The organism is Hoeflea prorocentri, assembly GCF_027944115.1.
Classification (GTDB): Bacteria; Pseudomonadota; Alphaproteobacteria; order Rhizobiales; family Rhizobiaceae; genus Hoeflea_A; species Hoeflea_A prorocentri.
Genome location: NZ_JAPJZI010000001.1, coordinates 2,531,175 through 2,550,861 on the forward strand (window position 1 = coordinate 2,531,175; position 19,687 = coordinate 2,550,861).

The 19,687-nt window shown below is 56.7% G+C and carries 18 protein-coding genes, 1 tRNA gene and 1 pseudogene; 13 read left to right on the forward strand and 7 right to left on the reverse strand.

Annotated elements, in window-relative coordinates; all coding sequences use genetic code 11:
* The first annotated feature begins 144 nt into the window (after positions 1–144).
* The 7 genes from OQ273_RS11875 to OQ273_RS11905 all read left to right on the forward strand — a co-directional run bounded on the left by OQ273_RS11875 (position 145) and on the right by OQ273_RS11905 (position 6,226).
* Positions 145–483: an ArsR/SmtB family transcription factor gene (locus OQ273_RS11875; protein ID WP_267990716.1), complete on the forward strand. Its 339-nt coding sequence runs from the start codon at positions 145–147 to the stop codon at positions 481–483.
* Positions 484–662: 179 nt separating this feature from the next.
* The gene (locus OQ273_RS11880; RefSeq protein WP_267990717.1) at positions 663–884 is read left to right on the forward strand and encodes a YgaP family membrane protein; all 222 of its coding nucleotides are present in this window, start codon (positions 663–665) and stop codon (positions 882–884) included.
* 1 nt (position 885) lies between these two features.
* On the forward strand, positions 886–1,314 hold the full coding sequence (locus tag OQ273_RS11885; RefSeq protein ID WP_267990718.1) for a YeeE/YedE family protein: 429 nt from the start codon (positions 886–888) through the stop codon (positions 1,312–1,314).
* Positions 1,315–1,316: 2 nt separating this feature from the next.
* Positions 1,317–1,751, forward strand: coding sequence for a DUF6691 family protein (locus OQ273_RS11890; protein ID WP_267990719.1), 435 nt, complete (start codon positions 1,317–1,319; stop codon positions 1,749–1,751).
* Between the two features lie 28 nt (positions 1,752–1,779).
* Positions 1,780–2,661, forward strand: a complete 882-nt coding sequence (locus OQ273_RS11895) for an MBL fold metallo-hydrolase (protein ID WP_267990720.1) — start codon at positions 1,780–1,782, stop codon at positions 2,659–2,661.
* Between the two features lie 65 nt (positions 2,662–2,726).
* A complete protein-coding gene (locus OQ273_RS11900) occupies positions 2,727–4,397 on the forward strand; it encodes a bifunctional protein tyrosine phosphatase family protein/NAD(P)/FAD-dependent oxidoreductase (protein ID WP_267990721.1) in 1,671 nt (556 codons plus the stop codon).
* 74 nt (positions 4,398–4,471) lie between these two features.
* The gene (locus OQ273_RS11905) at positions 4,472–6,226 is read left to right on the forward strand and encodes a SulP family inorganic anion transporter (protein ID WP_267990722.1); all 1,755 of its coding nucleotides are present in this window, start codon (positions 4,472–4,474) and stop codon (positions 6,224–6,226) included.
* Positions 6,227–6,241: 15 nt separating this feature from the next.
* Here the strand turns inward: OQ273_RS11905 and OQ273_RS11910 are convergent.
* Positions 6,242–6,331 (reverse strand) — tRNA-Ser (locus OQ273_RS11910).
* A gap of 530 nt (positions 6,332–6,861) precedes the next feature.
* On the opposite strand from OQ273_RS11910, the pseudogene OQ273_RS11915 reads away from it, so the two are divergent.
* Positions 6,862–7,857: pseudogene (locus tag OQ273_RS11915) on the forward strand (porin); the annotation flags it as partial.
* Between the two features lie 239 nt (positions 7,858–8,096).
* Here OQ273_RS11915 and OQ273_RS11920 read toward each other — a convergent pair.
* From OQ273_RS11920 to OQ273_RS11935, 4 genes are all read right to left on the reverse strand, one after another.
* Positions 8,097–8,942 carry a site-specific integrase gene (locus OQ273_RS11920; protein ID WP_267990724.1) on the reverse strand — a complete coding sequence of 282 codons (846 nt, stop codon included), beginning with the start codon at positions 8,940–8,942 and terminating at the stop codon, positions 8,097–8,099.
* Between the two features lie 193 nt (positions 8,943–9,135).
* On the reverse strand, positions 9,136–10,308 hold the full coding sequence (locus OQ273_RS11925; RefSeq protein WP_267990725.1) for a porin: 1,173 nt from the start codon (positions 10,306–10,308) through the stop codon (positions 9,136–9,138).
* A gap of 107 nt (positions 10,309–10,415) precedes the next feature.
* A complete protein-coding gene (locus OQ273_RS11930) occupies positions 10,416–10,682 on the reverse strand; it encodes a sel1 repeat family protein (protein ID WP_267990726.1) in 267 nt (88 codons plus the stop codon).
* A 511-nt stretch (positions 10,683–11,193) separates the two neighbouring features.
* Complete coding sequence (locus tag OQ273_RS11935) at positions 11,194–11,901, reverse strand: glutathione S-transferase N-terminal domain-containing protein (RefSeq protein WP_267990727.1); 708 nt, start codon at positions 11,899–11,901, stop codon at positions 11,194–11,196.
* 205 nt (positions 11,902–12,106) lie between these two features.
* Between OQ273_RS11935 and OQ273_RS11940 the strand changes: the two genes are divergently transcribed.
* The 3 genes from OQ273_RS11940 (at position 12,107) to OQ273_RS11950 (ending at position 14,051) form a co-directional block, all read left to right on the forward strand.
* The gene (locus OQ273_RS11940; RefSeq protein ID WP_267990728.1) at positions 12,107–12,286 is read left to right on the forward strand and encodes a hypothetical protein; all 180 of its coding nucleotides are present in this window, start codon (positions 12,107–12,109) and stop codon (positions 12,284–12,286) included.
* A gap of 15 nt (positions 12,287–12,301) precedes the next feature.
* Positions 12,302–12,472 (forward strand): hypothetical protein, encoded by a 171-nt coding sequence (locus tag OQ273_RS11945; protein ID WP_267990729.1) that lies wholly within the window; start codon positions 12,302–12,304, stop codon positions 12,470–12,472.
* 73 nt (positions 12,473–12,545) lie between these two features.
* Positions 12,546–14,051 carry an AMP nucleosidase gene (locus tag OQ273_RS11950; protein WP_267990730.1) on the forward strand — a complete coding sequence of 502 codons (1,506 nt, stop codon included), beginning with the start codon at positions 12,546–12,548 and terminating at the stop codon, positions 14,049–14,051.
* Between the two features lie 16 nt (positions 14,052–14,067).
* Here OQ273_RS11950 and OQ273_RS11955 read toward each other — a convergent pair whose 3' ends face one another.
* Together OQ273_RS11955 and OQ273_RS11960 are read right to left on the reverse strand one after the other, a co-directional pair.
* Positions 14,068–15,321 carry an MFS transporter gene (locus OQ273_RS11955; protein WP_267990731.1) on the reverse strand — a complete coding sequence of 418 codons (1,254 nt, stop codon included), beginning with the start codon at positions 15,319–15,321 and terminating at the stop codon, positions 14,068–14,070.
* Between the two features lie 110 nt (positions 15,322–15,431).
* Positions 15,432–17,099, reverse strand: a complete 1,668-nt coding sequence (locus OQ273_RS11960; protein ID WP_267990732.1) for an electron transfer flavoprotein-ubiquinone oxidoreductase — start codon at positions 17,097–17,099, stop codon at positions 15,432–15,434.
* 258 nt (positions 17,100–17,357) lie between these two features.
* Between OQ273_RS11960 and OQ273_RS11965 the strand changes: the two genes are divergently transcribed.
* Positions 17,358–18,224 (forward strand): uracil-DNA glycosylase, encoded by an 867-nt coding sequence (locus OQ273_RS11965; RefSeq protein ID WP_267990733.1) that lies wholly within the window; start codon positions 17,358–17,360, stop codon positions 18,222–18,224.
* Between the two features lie 193 nt (positions 18,225–18,417).
* Positions 18,418–19,686, forward strand: coding sequence for an MFS transporter (locus OQ273_RS11970; RefSeq protein ID WP_267990734.1), 1,269 nt, complete (start codon positions 18,418–18,420; stop codon positions 19,684–19,686).
* Position 19,687: the final 1 nt, after the last annotated feature.

A 19,687-nucleotide genomic window follows, 5' to 3' on the forward strand; every position in this document is an offset into this window, starting at 1 on the left:
AGACTGAGACCAAGATGGAGCAGCGAGCCTTTGCTTCAATGTCCGCACTTCAATCATAGAAAATCATCGTCGCAGGTCTGTGTTGCATGCCGCCGCCATGAATTATACCTTTTGCGCCACCTGGAACACGGACCCGGACCATTCATGTCACTACCAAAGTTCACCGCGGATATGAGCAAGGACGATCGCGAATCGATGCTCGTGCAGGCACGCAAGGCCAGGGAGAGACTCAAGGCGATTGCCCATGAAACGCGGCTGGTGATTTTGTGTATCCTCTCGCAGGGCGAGCGGTCCGTTTCGGATCTTGAAAAGGCACTGGCAATGCCGCAGGCAACCGTCTCCCAGCAACTTGCCCGCCTTCGTTTTGACGGCATGGTGGCAGCCCGGCGCGAGGGGCGCATGATCTATTACAGCATCGCTGATGACGCCGTTTCCACATTGGTGAAGACCCTTTACGATCTCTACTGCAAACCCGACCGCTGACCACAGCCATCACCCCGCTGGATCATCGCTTCGCAGCCGCCCTCACCGGTCGGTGCGGACTGACGGGCTATCTTAAAATTGTCGCATTGTATTTTTTGTATGTTTTAATATTCTAATATTGAATATTAGTTTTTTCGCATATATATCGTCTTCAAGATTAACGAACGGAGCGTTTCCCGATGTTTAAAACAGCCAATGTCGGAACGGCCGACCGGATTGTCCGGCTGCTCGTCGGCATCATCCTCATCGCCGCCCCCTGGCTCTTCCAATCGCCAATCTGGCAGAACCCGGCCATGTTGTGGGGAATTCCCGTTATCGGGATCATTCTTGCCGCAACCGGGCTCGTGCGCTTCTGTCCACTCTATCGCCTGCTTGGCATTCGCACCTGCAAGGCTGACTGATATGGCAACAGAGTTCACCCCTTTCCTATCGCTTGCGGGCGGAGTTCTCATCGGCATCGCTGCAATTCTGTTGATGGCAACGCATGGCCGGGTTGCCGGGATGACCGGAATCCTGGCGGGCGTTATCCCGCCTGTTTCGGCAGACTGGGGGTGGCGTGCAGCCTTCCTCATTGGCGCGATAGCCGCACCGGCCATTTATACTGCCATCGGCGGATCAATCGCATTTGCCGTACCGGTTTCCGCAGCAGCCCTTGCCATTGGCGGAGTGATCGTCGGTGTTGGCGTTACACTCGGATCGGGCTGCACCAGTGGCCACGGCGTATGCGGAATGGCGCGTCTTTCTCCGCGCTCGATTGTGGCAACTTGCGTTTTCATGGCGACGACCGCAATCACCGTCTTCGCCACGCGCCACATCGCCGGAGGTATCTGACGATGCGGATCACCACAGCTTTGATTATCGGCATCATATTCGGTCTCGGTATCGCACTGTCCGGCATGGCAAACCCTGCCAAGGTCCTCAATTTTTTTGACTTTGCAGGCACGTGGGACCCCAGCCTCGCCTTTGTCATGGGCGGCGCGCTCATTACGACAGCGATCGGCTACCGATTTGTATTCGGCACGCGCAAAGAGCCCCTGCTTGCCGGTGCGTTCAGCCTCCCAACAAACAGGGAAATCGATAGCCGGCTGGTTGTCGGCTCAGCGCTTTTCGGCGTCGGCTGGGGCATAACCGGTTTCTGCCCGGGTGGAGCCATTCCGGCAATCGGCCTGGGGTATGGCAGCACATTTCTTTTTATGGGCGCCATGATCGCGGGAATTGCTGTCACGCGCACAATCATCAATGCGCGGGCGCGCACGGTACGCGCATAGCGCGACGCAGGAACCAGAGGAAATCATCATGTCTTACCAAGTCAACATGGCACTCAAACCTGAGGTCGAAGCCTTTTTCGACCCGGCCACCAACACGATCAGCTATGTCGTCAAGGATCCGGCCAGCAAGTCCTGCGCTGTGGTCGATTCCGTAATGGACATTGACTACGCTGCCGGCCGCATCACCTACGACAATGCTGATGCCATCATCGAGTTCATCCAGAAGAACGAACTTGATCTGGAGTGGATCATCGAAACCCATGTCCACGCCGATCATCTTTCCGCGGCACCCTATATACAGGACAAGCTCGGCGGAAAGATCGGCATCGGCGATCAGATCATGGTCGTTCAAAACACGTTCGGAAAAGTCTTCAACGAAGGCACCGAATTCCAGCGCGACGGCTCGCAGTTCGATGCTTTGTTCAAGGATGGCGACTCCTATGACGTCGGATCCATGCGTGTTTTTGTCATCTACACACCTGGCCATACGCCGGCATGCATGACCCACGTCATGGGCAATGCGGCCTTTGTGGGCGACACGTTGTTCATGCCCGACGGCGGTTCGGCCCGGGCCGACTTCCCGGGCGGCGACGCTGCAATGCTCTATCAGTCGATCCAGAAAATTCTGGAATTGCCGGACGACATGCGGCTTTTCATGTGTCACGATTATGGGCCCAACGGACGCGAAATCCGCTGGGAAACGACGGTCGCGGACGAAAAGGCCCACAACATCCACGTGGGCGGCGGCCGATCCGAGGAAGAGTTTGTGCGCTTCCGCACAGAGCGCGATGCGACGCTCGACATGCCGAAGCTCATCATTCCATCGCTGCAGGTTAATATGCGCGCCGGGGAAGTGCCGACCGACAAGGACGGCCGGCCCATGCTGAAGGTTCCTGTCAACACGCTCTGAAACGAATAATCCGCCGGGCCGACAACAAGGCCCGGCGTTTTGCCATTCGGCACGGGATACGATCAATGGACATCAAGAACATCAACGGCACCGTGGCGGTCAGCCCGCAGATTCAGCCTGGCGATATAGAACAGATCGCTGGCCATGGTTTCCGCTCAATCATATGCAACCGGCCCGACGGCGAAGGCGCTGACCAACCATCTTTCCAGGAAATCAGCAAGGCCGCGCAGAAACGTGGTCTCGAATGCAGCTATATTCCTGTCGAAACCGGCAGGGTGAGAGATGAAGACGCAGCCCTGTTCGGCTCCGCCATGGACACACTGCCGAAACCGGTTCTCGCCTATTGTCGGTCGGGAACGCGGTCTGCAACTCTGTGGTCTCTGGACCAGGGGGCACGCGGAGCCGCCCTGCCCTCCATTCTGGAAGCAACAGCAAAGGCCGGCTATAACATGTCAGGTGTTGTCCGGCGAATTGCGAACGGCGGCAGGACGCCGACGGATACGGCCGATACGAGCCATGATGTTGTCATCATCGGCGGCGGTGCAGCCGGGATTGCCGTGGCATCAAGCCTGCGCGCCCGCTCGAGCGATCTGGACATCGCCCTGATTGATCCGGCCGATATTCATTATTATCAACCCGGATGGACGATGGTCGGCGGTGGCATTTTTGACGCGGCAACGACGGCAAAAACCATGGCATCGCTCATTCCACATGACGTGCACTGGATCAAGGCCGCCGTCTCGGCCTTCGAGCCGGCAAACGACGCGGTCATTCTCGACGGCTGTCATGTGGTCAAATATAAGCGTCTGATCGTTGCGCCGGGGCTGAAGCTGGACTGGAACGGCGTGGACGGTCTTGTCGAAACACTGGGCAAAAACGGCGTCACCTCAAACTACCGTTACGATCTTGCTCCCTATACGTGGAGGCTGGTGAGTTCCCTGCGTTCCGGCCGCGCCGTTTTCACACAGCCACCGATGCCGATCAAATGCGCGGGCGCGCCGCAAAAAGCGCTTTACCTCTCAGCCGACCACTGGCGGCGCTCGGGCATCCTCGACAAGATCGACATCTCCTTTTGCAACTCGGGCAATGTGTTGTTCGGGGTGAAGGACTATGTTCCCGCTCTGATGGATTATGTCGAGCTTTACAATGCGCACCTGAAATTCGGGCACCGCCTGGTCCGAATCGATGGCCCGGCCAAGAAGGCATGGTTCGAGTTAACAGACGGCGAAGATGGCAGCCGAGAGATCGAGATGCCATTTGACATGATCCATGTCGTGCCGCCGCAAACAGCTCCGGATTTCATCCGGGTCAGTCCGCTTGCCGACGAGGCCGGCTGGGTTGATGTCGACCAGAACACACTGCGCCACAAGACGTTCGAAAACATCTGGTCTCTGGGCGATGTGATGAATGCGCCCAACGCCAAGACCGCTGCCGCAGCACGCAAGCAGGCGCCCACGGTCGCGAACAATGTGTTGACCGATTTGGGTCTTGGAAGCTCCATTGCCCATTATGATGGCTACGGCTCCTGCCCGCTGACCGTCGAGCGCGGCAAAATCGTCCTTGCGGAATTCGGTTACGGCGGCAAATTGCTGCCGAGCATGCCGACATGGCTGATCAACGGCAAGAAACCGTCCCGTGCGGCCTGGCTCTTGAAGGAAAAGATCCTGCCGCCGATCTACTGGCGCGCCATGTTGCGCGGCAAGGAATGGCTCGCCAAACCTGAAACCGTCGGCTGATTGCGCGACTGCCAAACAACCATCGCGCCGCCTCGCCCGGGCGGCGCAAGCCTTTGCCCGCTCCGGAACCACGCATGGCCAAGCTCCGTCTTTCACATCTCCGCCGGTTTATCCCGCTTCTTGACTGGGGCCGGTCCTATGGCTGGAACGCGGCCACCAACGATCTGGTGGCCGCGGTCATTGTCACCATCATGCTGATTCCGCAGTCGCTGGCCTATGCGCTGTTAGCCGGCCTGCCGCCGCAGATGGGCATCTATGCATCGATCGCACCCATCATTCTTTACGCCATCTTCGGCACCAGCCGTGCCCTTGCCGTGGGGCCGGTGGCCGTGGTTTCGCTGATGACGGCAGCCGCCGTCGGCAAGATAGCCGAACCCGGCTCTGCCGATTACATGATGGCTGCCCTCACGCTGGCGCTGCTTTCGGGCGGCCTTTTGCTTCTGCTCGGCCTCTTCCGGTTGGGATTCCTCGCCAACTTCCTTTCCCATCCGGTCATTGCCGGCTTTATTTCGGCCACCGGCATCATCATCGCCGCAAGCCAGATCAAGCATATTCTGGGGATCGACGCCTCGGGTCACAATCTCTGGGAACTTGTTTTGTCCATCGCCGGCAAGCTGCCCGAAACCAATCCGTTCACTCTTGTAATCGGAGTTGCCGCAGTCGGCTTTCTGTTTTGGGCGCGGCGGGGCCTTAAGCCGCTTCTGATGCGCATTGGCCTGAAGCCACGCCCTGCGGATCTGATCGCCAAGGCAGGTCCTGTTGCAGCCGTCGCCCTTTCCACTCTCGCCGTCTGGGGGCTTAGCCTGGCTGAGCGCGGCGTCCAGGTCGTCGGCAGCGTTCCCCAGGGGCTGCCTCCGCTGACCATGCCGTCCTTTTCTCTTTCGCTTTGGGGCGATCTGGCAGCGGCGGCCATTCTCATATCGGTGATCGGCTTCGTGGAATCCGTGTCCGTCGCCCAGACGCTTGCGGCGCGGCGGCGCCAGCGCATTGATCCCGACCAGGAACTCATCGGGCTTGGCGCCGCCAATATCGGCGCCGCATTTTCCGGAGGTTATCCGGTGACCGGTGGCTTTGCCCGTTCGGTGGTCAATTTCGACGCCGGCGCCGAAACACCGGCTGCCGGCGCCTATACGGCGGTTGGCCTCGCCATTGCCGCCATGTTCCTGACGCCGCTCATCTTCTTCCTGCCAAAAGCCGTGCTCGGCGCGACAATCGTTGTCGCTGTCCTCTCACTGGTGGACTTCACCATCATCAAGAAGGCATGGGGCTACTCGAAAGCGGACTTTGCCGCTGTCACGGCGACTGTGATCATTACACTCGGCCTTGGTGTCGAACTTGGCGTGACCGCAGGCGTGCTGATTTCCATCCTTGTTCATCTTTACCGGACCTCGCGCCCGCACATGGCGGTGGTTGGCCGCGTGCCGGGGACCGAGCATTTCAGAAACATTCTGCGTCACAAGGTCATCACCGAGCCAAGGGTGCTGACACTGCGGGTGGATGAAAGCCTTTATTTCGCCAATGCCCGCTATCTGGAGGACATCGTGTCTGATCTGGTTTCGCGGCAACCGGAACTGGAGCACTTCATCCTCATGTGTCCGGCTGTCAACGCGATCGATATGAGCGCGCTGGAATCGCTCGAGGCCGTCAATCACCGGCTTCAGGACATGGGCGTCTCATTCCACCTCAGCGAAATCAAAGGACCGGTGATGGATCGGCTCGAACGCACCGATTTCCTCACTCATCTGACGGGCCGGGTCTTTTTAAGCCAGCACCTTGCCGCAAAGGCTCTTGGCAGCAACGGCATAGCGGATCGGAACGGGTCTGATTGAAATTGTCTATGGAAGTGGCGGAGAGGAAGGGATTCGAACCCTCGATACCATCTCTGGTATACTCCCTTAGCAGGGGAGCGCCTTCGACCACTCGGCCACCTCTCCGGTCCCGCCCGGATTACCGGGAGTTCAGGAACATCGCAAGAATTTTTCATAGTAAGTGGCGTTTTTTTGCGTGCAGCACAAAAACTGCGCGGCCTGTGGCACACCGTATGTCCGATCCTGATCATCTGCGACAGGTATCATTGTCCCGGTAAAGCCATGTCGCGCCCTGCCCGTCCGTCGTCAAACGAGTCGAATCACGACATCTGCCCTAAGGACCGGAAAAGAGCGATTCTCCTCCCCTAACCGTTGATTCTTGTCCGATTCCGGTGGATTTTATTAACAGCCGTTAAGGGGTTTAGGGGTGGGACGGTCGAAATCGTGTCTTTTGTGCAACAGCAACACCCCAACCTCCAGCGGGAAGCCCGTGGAAACCAAAATCCTCATTGCTTCGCAACATGCCTTGGTTAAATTCAATCTCGGAAGAGGGACGGATTGGCGTTTATCTTCTTTTTAGTTGGGGATGGGATAGGGAACGCTGCAGCGCAGCCAAACACCCAGACCATTAAAGGAAATTGACTGGAGGTCAGAAAATGAAAATCAAGAGCCTTCTTCTCGGCTCCGCTGCGGCAATGCTCGCAGTCTCCGGCGCTTCCGCAGCAGACGCGATTATTGCTGCAGAGCCGGAGCCCGTTGAATATGTTCGCGTCTGCGACGCATTCGGCGCTGGCTACTTCTACATCCCGGGCACGGAAACCTGCCTGAAAATCAGCGGTTTCGTCCGCATGGACATCGAGTTCAACAGCAACGACGACAGCTACGGCACCAATGTCCGTGGCCGTTTGAACATCCAGGCCAAGGAAGACACGGAACTCGGCGTTCTCCATGCCTATGTTCGTGTTCAGGGCGATACTGGCACTGCAAATCTGAATGATGGTTCCACCTACGATCCTCCGGCTGCCCTCGACCAGGCTTACGCTGAACTCGGTGGCCTGATCTTCGGTTACACCGAAACCACATGGGTTAGCTCCAAGAACGGCGGTGCATCGGGCTTTGGTTCGCACTCCGACAACGGTCTTGCTTATGGTTACTCGCAGGCCAACCAGATCGGTTATAATTTCACCGGTGGCAACTGGTTTGCAGCAATCTCTGCCAACGACGATGGCGATACGACAACCTACATGCCTGACATTACGGGTCGTGTTGGCGGCGTCTTTGCCGGTGCAACGATCTACCTGGCCGGTGGTTATGACCAGTCTGCGGAGAACTTCGGGCTGAAACTCGGTCTGAACACCGATATCGGCCCGGCCGGCAACCTGATTGTTCAGGGCTTCTATGCTGACGGTCCGACTCGTTGGGGCGCTAACAACTCACCGACTGGAATTCTCCAGTTTAACAACTCCACCACATATACACCCGAGTGGTCAGTTATCGCGTCCTACCAGCACCAGTTCGCTCCGAACTTCAAGGGTTCCATTGGTGGTCAGTACTCTTCTGACTACTACTTCACTCCGCTGCAGGGTACTGGCACTCTCGGAAGCGCCAACTCAGGTATCGACTCTTGGGCGATTGAGGGTGTTCTGGTCTGGAACCCGGTTGAAAACCTCGAGGTTCGCGGTGAAGTTCGCTACACGGACTTCTCCAGTGGCGTTACTGAATCCGGCGCTTTTGCCGGCGGCGACGCTACAACCGGTATCTTCCGTCTGCAGCGCAACTTCTAAGTTCGCTTAACAGAACAAGCTCTTGAAGCCCGGCAGCTTTGTTGCCGGGCTTTTTCTTTGCAAGAATTTTGTCTTACTGAATTGACGGGCGCGGCGGAGCGCCAAAGTCAGGATTTGAAGTTGTTAAGCGCTTCGGCACACACATCGAGGTGTTTGGGGGAGAGGTGTGCGTAGCGCAGCGTCATGCTGAGTGTACGGTGCCCGAGGAACTCCTGAATACGTTTGATATCGACGCCGGATTGGGCAAGCCGTGATGCGCAAGTGTGTCGTAATACATGGGGCACGACGTTACGGTCGTCACGCATATGTGTCCGCTCTTTGGCTGAGTTCCATCCACCACGGAACTTGTAATAGGGAATATCCTGAAACGGACCCGATTTGCGTGATCGCTTTTTGCGCTGCTCGGCAATCACCTTACGAGCTCTCTCACTGAGCGGGATGGTCCTGGGCTGTGACGACTTTGTCTCCCAGAATGTGACGTAGTCCCCATCTATGTCGCACCAGTTTAGTTTCAGCGCCTCACCTATTCGCGCGCCGGATTCCACCAGAAACCTGCTTAGCTGGGCATAATGAGGATCAATTTCCTCAAGCTCGTTCAGCATATTCTGTTCTTCATCCGGAGTAAAAAACCGAATACGGGCATTTCGTTCAGGCAGCTTTTTGAACTCAGGCAGACGACCAAGCTCGCCGTTTCGATGGTGCTTACGTAATATCTTCGAGAGGCTTGCAAACTTACGGTTGATGGTAGAATTGCGATTGCCTTTTTGACGAAAATGGACCGTGAGCTTGTCAAGCAGAACATTGTCATAGTTTTTATGTCCGCTTTTCAGCATAAACCTATGAATTTCATCAATATAAGTGCCACAGGCTTCTTTGTGCTTACTATCCTCCCATAAAAGGCTCGAATACCTTTCCCATAGCTCAACTAACGTATCGTTTCTATTTTCGTACATTTTATCAAACTTACTGTTGATCGATAACCTCGACTTCCAGTTGTTTTTCTAATTTAAAAAAAATCGAAGTTTATCGATAATAAAAGAAATATCTGAAACAAAAAGAGAAGCCCGGCAGAATAAATCTACCAGGCATTCCCTTATAAAATTTTCCACAGCCGCCGAAGCGGCTATGGATTAGCCAGTCAGCAGCTTAGAAATTACGCTGCAGACGGAACAGACCCGTCGTGCTGTCGCCGCCCAGGTATCCTACAGCTGCGCTGCTCTGGAAATCTGTGTAGCGAACTTCACCACGAACCTCGAGGTTCTCAACCGGGTTCCAGACGAGAACACCTTCAACTGCCCAGGAGTCGATGCCGGAGTTGGCGCTACCAAGCGGCGCAGTACCAGCAAGCGGTACGACATAGTAATCAGAAGAATACTGACCACCGATCGAAGCCTTGAAGTTCGGAGCGAACTGGTGCTGGTAGGATGCGAGGATTGACCACTCAGGTGTGTGGGTGGTTGCTACGCCGAGGCCGTTTATTGCCGCAACGCCAACCGGAGACGCATTCGCGCCGTACCGAGACGGACCGTCAGCATAGAAACCCTGAACGATCAGGTTGCCGGCCGGGCCGATGTCGGTGTTCAGACCGAGTTTCAGGCCGAAGTTTTCTGCAGACTGGTCATAACCACCGGCCAGATAGACCGTTGCGCCGGCAAAGACGCCACCGACACGACCCGTGATGTCAGGCATGTAGGTTGAAGCATCGCCGTCGTCGTTGGCCGAGATCGCTGCAAACCAGTTTCCACCGGTGAAGTTGTAACCGATCTGGTTGGCCTGCGAGTAACCGTAAGCAAGACCATTGTCGGAGTGCGAACCGAAGCCCGATGCACCGCCGTTCTTGGAGCTAACCCATGTGGTTTCGGTGTAACCGAAGATCAGGCCGCCGAGTTCAGCGTAAGCCTGGTCAAGGACAACACCGGCATCGTAAGCTGCACCGTTATTCAGGTTATCCGTAGGTCCAATCGGATCGTTCGGGTCGAACACACCGTCTGATGGGCTTGAGTCACCCTGAAGACGAACATAGGCATGCAACACGCCGAGCTCGGTGTCTTCTTTAGCCTGGAAGTTTACACGACCACGAACAGTCGATGTGTAGCTGTCCGTGTCACTTGCAAAGCCCAAGTCCATGCGGACGAAACCGCTGATTTTCAGGCAGGTTTCCGTGCCCGGGATGTAGAAGTAGCCAGCGCCGAATGCGTCGCAGACGCGAACATATTCAACGGGCTCCGGCTCTGCAGCAATAATCGCGTCTGCTGCGGAAGCGCCGGAGACTGCGAGCATTGCCGCAGCGGAGCCGAGAAGAAGGCTCTTGATTTTCATTTTCTGACCTCCAGTCATATTTCGGAGGTCTGCAACCAAAAACATCCCGCAAAAAAGGGCCCTACCCCATGGGCGGACCCTCTTTCGATCAACGTCGCCGATGCCGGTCAGTGCATGGTCATCCACTCACGAGCGGAGCGGAGGGCCTCGGCAAGATCCGACTTGCTCATGCTCAGGGCAAGGTCGGCCCTGAGCTCGGCTGCGCGTTGCGATCCCTTGATTGCTGCAATGTTCAGCCATTTATGGGCTGCGACATGATCCATGGCGCAATCGCGGCCGGCTGCATACATCAGTCCCATTTCGCAAAAAATGTCAGCCTCGGCATCGCCGCCCATGGTTGCCAACTGCTGATCCAAGATTTCAAAACGTGCCATTTCAAGTCCCCGTCAAATAAACTGCATTTACCCTGTCAAGCTTCTGAGAGCTCTTGTTGCGTCACCGGTTTTCCGGTTTCGATCTGATGGGTGGAGTTTGCCCCAGGGGGATTGAATCCAGCGTTAAACGGCATGCTTAATTTCGAGCAAATAAAGTTCAAACTATTGGTAAATTTGAATTTTTATTAATCATCGAAAATCCCGCCGCACAGGGTATTGCGAAGAATTTTACTCAAATTGAACCTTTTGGATTTCAACCAATCGCTAACCAAAGGGATCATTGCCGGCGAAATTTTTCCAAGCATCTCCAGTCCAAAACCTCCAATTCCTGCGGTTTTGGGGTGGTCTTTTATTGACCGTTGTGAAGCATCGTGAGCGGAGGAGGACTGAAAATCGGCGGCTGGGTGTCTGGCGGTCTGATCTGCCAGACCCTGACCTGAGGCACGAAGTAAGAGTTACGGCGATGTGCGCCTGACGCAACACCGCCGTCCTGACATCTTTGTACGTGCGCCTATCGCGCCCGTTGACCGAAGAGAACCTTCTGGGCTTCCTTGTCATCGGCGATGTTGCTTCTTGCGCGCTCATCCTTGCCGATCTCAAGACTTTTCTTCACCGACGGCTTCGCCATCATGGCGTCGTGCCAGCGCTTGAGGTTTGGAAAATCCTCAATTCTCTGTCCCTGGCGCTCAAAGGGAACCACCCATCCGATACAGGCCATATCCGCAATCGAATAGTCACCGGCCAGGTATTCGTGTTCGCCGAGGCGCGTGTTCATCACCCCGTAGAGCCGGTTGACTTCATTCGTGTAGCGGTCAATCGCATAGGGTACTTCCTCTGGCGCATATTGCCTGAAATGATGCGCCTGCCCGGCCATAGGCCCGAGACCGCCCATCTGCCAGAACAGCCATTCCTCCACCGCAATGCGGCTGCGCTCATCGGTCGGATAGAACCTGCCGAACTTGCGGCCCAGATATTGCAGGATCGCGCCGGATTCGAAAACCGACACGGGTTCACCGCCCGGCCCCTCCGGATCGACAATTGCAGGCATGCGATTGTTGGGCGCAATCTTCAGGAACTCGGGCTCGAATTGTTCCCCCTTTCCGATATTCACAAACCTGATGTCGTAAGGCACACCAAGTTCTTCCAGCATAATCGTGATTTTCCAGCCATTGGGCGTTGGCCAGTAGTAAAGCTCAATTGGCAGTTTCTGTTCAGCCATTTCCGTCTCCGATTTCCGACAGACCAGAGATAGGGCACATGAGGCCCAATGGAAACCTGGCTTTGCCGTAGTCCCTATCCGGCGGCCCCAATGCTTCTGGTTTCTTTGGCTTAACGTTCTTGAACGCCAGATGAACGCAGCCCTCAGGAATGGTTCAGCGCCGTTTGTGCATAGTCTTTTCAACAGACGCACAAAGGACCACGACATGATCGCCAACCTGACACGCCGCTTCATTCTGATCAGCCTGATCTTCGCTGTTTGCGCAGGTCTGGTTGCCTATGCGGTGGGACATCAGGAAAGGCACAGCCCTTCGTGGGTCGCCGGACAGCCGGTTCCCTGCATCAGCACGGAAAACGGCCCCTGCACCGGTCCGAAAAACAACTGAGCCCTGGAGAGCAAAATGTTTGCCAACGCCACAGATTTCATCGCAACCATGCTGCGCATCTGCCTCGTCAGCACGTTTTTCATTGGCCCCGTTGCCGGATTTGCCGCCACACAGGTTGGCCCCGACAAAGCGAGCATGAAGGGCGCCGGCCTTGTGATCTTCGTCAGCCTGCAGCGCAACCGTTAAGCTTCGTGAGAGAATATTGGTGCAACAAGGTTGCGGTCGTTTTCATGTCACGCGCGGATGACTATATTAGCGCATGGACACTCGAATCAGACAAAATAGTCAGTTGGCAGTCGACACACCGCCGACTGAGAAACAAAAATCCTTCTCGCACGCAAAAGACGCCGTTGATGCTCTGAGCGCACTTTACAGCCGCAATACCGGCTTCCTGCGGGACCGTTTCCAGGAATTCGGCACCGCCGGCGCACAGACAGCCAAGCGCTACCGCGCCTTCTATCCGCAGGTCAGGGTCTCAACCTCCAGCTTTACACATGTCGACAGCCGGCTCTCCTACGGCCATGTGACGGCGCCCGGAAATTACACGGCGACCATCACCCGGCCGGAGCTCTTCCGCAGCTATCTGGAGCAGCAACTCGAGCTTCTGATCAAAAACCACGACCTGGAGGTCGTCGTCGATGAATCGGATACGCCGATCCCTCTACACTTTGCATTGGGTGAAGATGCAAATGTTGACGCGTCCTTTGCCAACAATCTGTCAGCACCGCTACGCGACGTGTTCGACGCGCCCGACCTGAACATTACCGACGATACGATCGTCAATGGCACCTATGACCCCGATCTGGGCGGACCGCTGCCGCTGGCGGCTTTCACAGCGCAACGGATCGACTATTCGCTTGCCAGATTGTCCCACTACACGGCCACCAAGGCAGAGCATTTTCAAAACTTCGTGCTCTTTACCAACTACCAGTTCTATGTGGAGGAGTTCTGCGCTCTCGCCAAGATGCTGATGGCCGATGGCGGCGGCGGATACGAGGCCTTTGTCGAACCCGGCAATGTTATCACGCGCGCCGGGGACATCACGCCGAACCCGGCCTCGGGCCCTGCCCGTCTGCCGCAGATGCCGGCCTACCACCTCAAACGCAAGGACCATTCCGGCATCACGATGATCAATATCGGCGTGGGCCCGTCTAACGCCAAGACGATCACCGACCATGTTGCTGTCCTGCGGCCGCATTCATGGCTGATGCTTGGCCATTGCGCCGGACTGCGCAACAGCCAGCAGCTTGGCGACTACGTGCTTGCGCATGCCTATGTGCGCGAAGACCACGTTCTGGACGACGATCTGCCCGTCTGGGTTCCGATCCCGGCCCTTGCGGAAGTCCAGGTCGCGCTGCAGGAGGCTGTGGCCGAGGTGACGGGCTTCGAGGGCTATGACCTGAAGCGCATCATGCGGACGGGCACCGTCGCGACCATCGACAACAGAAACTGGGAACTGCGCGATCAGAGCGGGCCGGTTCACCGGCTTTCCCAGTCTCGGGCCATCGCACTGGATATGGAATCGGCAACCATTGCGGCAAACGGCTTCCGCTTCCGCGTGCCCTATGGAACGTTGCTTTGCGTCTCCGACAAGCCGCTGCACGGCGAACTGAAGCTTCCTGGCATGGCGACGGATTTTTATCGCACACAGGTCAATCAGCACCTGAAGATCGGCATATTGGCGCTTGAAAAACTGGCCGCGATGCCGCCTGAACGGCTTCATTCCCGCAAGCTGCGCAGCTTCTTTGAGCCGGCCTTCCAGTAACCCGGGGGCTGACGCTTTAGGCCTTACGGTTTTTCGGATCGAGTTGAACGACCGCATGAGACCGCCAGGCCGTGGCGACCAGGATCAGTGCGACGACAAAAGCGGCGATGCCGATCAGGAATGGAAGATCGCGGTCCGTGGCCATGGTCAGCCCGCCAATCAGCGAAATCGAACCCGAACCAAGCGTGAAGAGTGCTATGGTCACGCCCATGACCCAGCCCTGCTCCGTTTCATCCACCGTCTCGGAAAACATCAGCAGGAGTGTCGGATAGGTAATGGAGAACGCACACAGGATCGGAATAACCAGGACAAAGGACAGCGCCGGGACCGGATTCCATATGAACAGTGCCAGCGATGCAGCCATGATAATGACGGTGACGGTCACGATCCTGATCTGGGAGAAGCGTTCAAGAACCGGCCCAAGGAGAACCGTGCTGCCGAAGGCCATGGCGGCACCCGCGACGACCAGGATGGCGCTGGACGAAAATGTGCCAAACCCGAACTTTGAGTGCACATAGTTATCAAGGAAGATAAAGAAGCAGTTCAGCCCCAGGACGGCGAAAAAGAAGACACCGCTGAGCCTTGCGACAACAGGGTGCTTTGCAACCCGCCAAAGCGTCAGGAACACCTCCGATAGCCCGAAGTCGATCTTGCGGCGCTTCTTCAGCGTTTCCTTAAAATAGAACTGGATGAGCAACAGGTTGATCAAGACAATAAAAGCGGCGAAATAGGCTGGAAGTTGCAGCGAGGCAAAACTTCCAAGCAAGGCCGTACTGCCCAGAACCCCGACGATAATGGGGCCACCCATCAGGCCGCCGGCGGCGGCAGCGGCGATGTAGCCCATGAAGCGGCCTTTTTCCTCCGGTCCGCTGGCCATATCGATGAGCGCGGCCTGCGCAATCGGCTGATTTCCCGCGGTAAATCCGGCAACAATCCGGCCGACAACAAGCAGAACGAAGCTCGACGTCATCAAGGCCAGGATGGTCAGCATGTAACCGGTCAACATGCCCGTAAGGCAAATGATGATCCCGGTCTTGCGGCCGATATAATCGGATAGTTTCGATATGAACGCCGCGCCGAAGAACCAGGAGATGAAGAAAAGACCGATGACAATGCCGTAGCGCACCTCGCGGGCGGCTTCCGGCATATCGTGAGGCAGGAATGTCCGGCTGGTATCGAGGAGGATCGATGAGATCAGCGGATACATCAGCCCCTGACCCATGATATCTATGAACACCACCATCAGCAGTGCAAATCGTGAAATGTTCATGCGTACTCCGGTTCGACGCCAAGGCTCTGTTTGCCGGAGCAGCTTAATGCTTAAATCGATAATATAAAGTGTTTGGCGCACAGGCGCCAAACACCGAACAGTATAAAGGATCACATATTCGGATAGACCGGGCCTTCACCGCCCTGAGGCGGCACCCAGTTGATGTTCTGGTTCGGGTCCTTGATATCGCAGGTTTTGCAGTGCACGCAGTTCTGCGCATTGATGACGAACTTCGGCTCTGCGCCGTCTTCCTCAACCCATTCATAGACACCGGCCGGACAATAGCGGGTCGACGGACCGGCAAAGACATCGTGCTCGGAAGACTTCTGAAGCGCGGCGTCCTGAAGCTGCAAATGGACCGGCTCGTCTTCCTCATGGTTGGTGTTGGAAAGGAACACTGACGACAGACGGTCGAATGTCAAAACACCGTCCGGTTTCGGATAGTCAATTTTTTTGTGCTTGCTGGCCGGTTCGAGAGCGGCGTAATCCGCCTTGCCGTGTTTCATTGTGCCGAAGACAGAGCCTCCGAACAGCGTATTGCACCACATGTCGAACCCGCCGGCCATAACACCCAAGACCGTGCCGAGTTTCGACCAGAGCGGCTTGACGTTGCGGACCTTCTTCAGATCACGGCCGATATCGCTGTCGCGCCAGGCCTCTTCATAGCCGCTGATCTCGTCAGCGGAGCGGCCGGCAGCGATCGCTTCGGCGACGTGTTCGGCGGCCTGCATACCCGACAGCATCGCGTTGTGCGATCCCTTGATGCGGGGCACATTGACGAAGCCGGCTGAACATCCGATCAGCGCGCCACCGGGGAACGTCAGCTTGGGTACGGATTGGAAACCGCCTTCCGTAATGGCGCGGGCGCCATAGGCAATCCGCTTTCCGCCCTCGAAGGTCGGCGCGATCGACGGATGGGTCTTGAAGCGCTGGAATTCCTCAAAGGGTGAGAGGTAGGGATTCTTGTAATTCAGGTGAAGCACGAACCCTACAGCAACCTGATTATCCTCAAGATGATAGAGGAACGAGCCACCGCCGGTTTTTCCATTCAGCGGCCAGCCGAAGGAATGCTGCACCAGACCCTGGCGATGTTTGGACGGATCGACATGCCAGAGTTCCTTGATCCCGATACCGAATTTCTGCGGTTCTCTGTCTGCTTCCAGATCAAAGCGGGCAATCAACTGCTTCGCGAGCGAACCGCGCACACCCTCGCCGATCAGCACATATTTGCCGTGAAGTTCCATGCCGCGGGCAAAATTGGGGCCGGGCTTTCCATCCCGTCCGACACCCATGTCACCGGTTGCCACACCCATGACGGCGCCAGCGTCGTTGTAAAGCACTTCGGTTGCGGCAAAACCAGGATAGACTTCAACTCCCAGTTCCTCGGCCTTGGCTCCGAGCCAGCGGCAGACATTACCGAGAGAAACGATGTAATTGCCGTGATTGTTCATCAGCGGCGGCATCATGAAATTCGGCAGTGTGATGGAACCGGAGTGGCCAAGAACCAGGAAATGGTCCTTGTTGACAGCGGTCTTGAACGGGTGGTCCGGATCATCGCGCCAGTCAGGGATAAGCCGGTCGACACCTACCGGATCCATAACGGCGCCGGAAAGAATGTGAGCGCCGACTTCGGCCCCCTTCTCCAGCACCACGACGGACAATTCCGGGTTGACCTGTTTCAGCCGGATTGCTGCCGAAAGCCCGGCAGGACCTGCTCCGACGATGACAACATCGAATTCCATGCTCTCGCGTTCGGGCATCTCGAATTCGTCGCTCATTTTCAACTCCTCCAACAGGTCAAGGCATATGCGCGCTGTCCATTCCTTCGCCAATAGCCTTTCACGATAGCAGGTGCAATCACTTAGAATCGTTCCGACCACCGTTCCTTCTATTTACTTTGACGTAAACGTCAATCTCTTACCGTGAAAAGAGACGAAATGTCGCCGCTCGAATGGTCGACCAGTCCGGCGCCGTCATCCACAGGCGGCCGGAAAAGACCGTTTCTCAGATGAGGTGAAACGGTCTAGAAACGCATCATGGTTTCAAACGACGCGGACTTGAAACAACCGCCCTCAGACGGCGAGCTTGCGACGCTTTTGCATTTTTATGGCGAAGCGGGCGTTGACTGCACGTTGGCTGACGAAGCAATCAACCGGTTTACCGAGATAACAAAACCCCGGCCTTCAGCACCTGTTGAAGCTTCACCGCAACCGGAAAAGCAAGCGGCCGGGCAGTCCCGGCAATCACCCGCGGCACCAGCGCGCCAGCCGGTGGAAGCCACGGTGCCCGACGAGGCTGTCATCACCGATGCCCGCGAAACAGCGCGCAAGGCCGAGACAATCGAAGCACTGAAGGACGCGCTTGCTTCTTTCAATGGCTGCAATCTGCGCTTCGGCGCACGCAGCACCGTCTTTGCCGATGGCAATCCGCAAGCGCCGGTCATGTTCATCGGTGAAGCACCGGGGCGCGATGAGGATCGCCAAGGCCTGCCTTTTGTCGGCCGTGCCGGACAGCTCTTAGACCGGATGCTCAAGGCAATCGATCTTGACCGAACGGGATGTTACATCACCAACATGATCCCCTGGCGCCCGCCTGGGAACCGCACTCCGACGCCGCTTGAAATCGAATTGTGCCGACCATTCATCGAGCGCCATGTGGAGCTTGTCGCGCCCAAGGTCGTGGTTTTGATGGGAAATGTCTCGACCAAGGCGTTGCTCGGAACAACCCGGGGCATTCTTTCCATGCGCGGGACGTGGTCGCAATACCATCCCAATAGCGACACGGGCATCCCTGCCCTGCCGACCCTTCATCCGGCCTATCTGCTGCGCAACCCGGCACAGAAGCGGCTGTCATGGCAGGATTTCCTGTCAGTTCGCGACCGTCTCGACACTTTTGACGGTTAAAAAGAACGGGCCGAAGCCCACCGGCAGGCGTTAAAAAAGTCGGCAAAGTTTTTTGATGCCCATGTCGCGATTTGGAGCGCGTACGGCTTGACCATCTGGCATGGTTGACGATCAGGCAGACGCGTCAAACTCGCGTGTCGCCCGGTATTCGACTATCCGGCATAAATCGCCGGTGATGCGGAGTGTTGATGTCATGGCAAGCAGCATCGTTCCGATAGCGAGCCTTCTTCTTTCAGCGTTCTTCATGCTGCTGGCCAGCGGACTTTCAGGTTACCTGATCCCTCTGCGCGCCGTGCAGGAGGGCTGGTCGACATTCGAGATCTCGATGATCGGCACGGGCTATGCCGTCGCCTTCACCGCAGGATGCTTCATCGTGCCGCGTCTTGTCCTGAGAGTCGGCCATGTCCGGGTGTTCGCGGTGCTTGCAGCGCTGATGTCCATATCGTTGCTCATGCATGCGCTCATAGTCGACAGCCTGGCCTGGATCGCCTTTCGCGGCCTTGCCGGCTTCTCCATTGCCGGCGGGTATATGGTGATCGAAAGCTGGCTGAACGAAAGGGTGACGAACGAGACCAGGGGAACGGTCTTTTCGATCTACATGGTCGTTGCCATGCTCGCATTGATGGCCGGTCAGTTCATGGTGCCCCTCGGCAACCCGATGACCGCGACCCTTTTTATGGTCTGCGCGATCATCTATGCCCTCGCCTTGATGCCGACGGGCCTTTCCAGCGCCCAGTCTCCGCAGCCACTGACGCAGGTATCGGTCGACGTACGCGGCCTCTATTATAAATCACCGGCTGCCGTTGTCGGCGCTGTTCTGGCCGGTGTGATCGCCGGGGCATGGCACAACCTTGCACCGGTGTTCGCACAGTCCAACGGCCTTTCGACAGCGACCGGCGCAACCATGCTCGCCATTGCCATGATCGGCGGCGCTCTCTTCCAGATACCGCTCGGACGACTGTCCGACAGGATGGACCGTCGGTACATGATGATGGTCGCTGGCATCATCGGCACCTGTATGTGCCTGTTCACCCTGATTGTCGGAACAAGTGGTATCTTTCTCTTCTTGTTGTCGATGTTCCTGCTCGGCTCGGTGCTCTTTCCAATCTATTCGCTCGTCGTCGCGCACGCCAATGACTACGCTCAGGCGGACGAGTTTGTCTCTGTCTCCAGTGGCTTGCTGATTGTCTATGGTGTGGGCACCATGCTCGGCCCGCCGATTTCGGGCCTATTGATGGACCAGTTCGGAAGCCGCGCGCTGTTTGCAGTGATCGGCGTGTCCTTTGCGGCCTACGGCGGCTATGCCTATTACCGCACGTTCCGCAGACCACAGGCTGAGGAAGAAGAGCGCGTCGATTTCCAGGCCATTCCCGTCGCCCGGGCGCAAACGCCGCAGACCTATGAACTCGATCCGCGCGTGGAACTTGTTTCGGAAGACGAACAGTCACCCGATAGTCAGTAAT